This is a genomic window from Asaia sp. W19, from assembly GCF_003994335.1.
Classification (GTDB): Bacteria; Pseudomonadota; Alphaproteobacteria; order Acetobacterales; family Acetobacteraceae; genus Asaia.
Genome location: NZ_PNQZ01000193.1, coordinates 1 through 946, shown reverse-complemented (window position 1 = coordinate 946; position 946 = coordinate 1). Strand labels below are relative to the sequence as shown.

At 61.3% G+C, this 946-nt stretch carries 1 protein-coding gene; it reads left to right on the top strand.

The window, feature by feature from the left end; translation table 11 throughout:
* The coding region (gene argF / locus C0V97_RS17920) for an ornithine carbamoyltransferase (RefSeq protein ID WP_127103754.1) at window positions 1-792 on the top strand (792 nt) is incomplete at its 5' end.
* Window positions 793-946: the final 154 nt, after the last annotated feature.

The following is a 946-nucleotide window of genomic DNA, read 5'->3' as shown; positions in this document are numbered from 1 at the left end:
ACCCCCCCCCCCCCCCCCCGCCTCTCCTTCGAGGTCGGCATGCGCCAGCTGGGTGGCGATGTGTCGGTGCTGTCACCTGCAGACATGCAGATTGGCCGTGGCGAGAGCCTGGCGGACACCGCGCGTGTCTTGTCGCGGTTCCTCGATGTGCTGGTCGTGCGTACGGGCGAGACCGCCATGCTGACTGAACTCGTCCGCTGGAGTTCGATTCCCGTCGTGAATGGCCTGACACCGGATTCCCATCCCGTGCAGATCCTCGCCGATATCATGACCTATGAGGAGCATCGTGGCCCGGTGGGCGGTTCGCACTGGGCCTGGGTTGGGGATGGCAATAATGTTGCCGTATCGTTGATCGAGGGCGCTGTACGCTTCGGATTTTCCCTGACGCTGGCGACGCCGGAAAGCATGAAACCCCGTCAGGAGATCCTGGACTGGGCGCATGCCGAAGGTGGCAAGATCCGGCTGGTCCATGACCCTGTCGAGGCGGTGCAGGGCGCTAACTGCATTGTGACGGATACCTGGACGAGCATGTCCGATCAGGAATCCTCAGCACGGCTGACCACGTTGAGCCCATATCAGGTCAACACGGCCCTGATGCAGAAAGCCTCCCCCAATGCCCTGTTCATGCATTGTCTGCCTGCCCATATCGGTGAGGAAGTGACGGAGGAGGTGTTCGAAAGCTCGGCCTCCGTCGTATTTGACGAGGCCGAAAATCGCCTCCACGCTCAAAAGGGTCTGCTCCTCTGGGTGCTGGGCGGTGAGAACTGGCGTTCCTACGGTAAGCCCGTCTGAACGGCATCGGCGCGTCCAACCGTCCGACACCTTGAGAAGCAACCGACGAAGCACCAATGATCGAGACACCTGCCTTTCTGGATACACACCGCCCCGAAACCGTGCCTGATCTGGTGATCTCGCATGGAATAACGCCTTTCCATCTGGCGCGGCG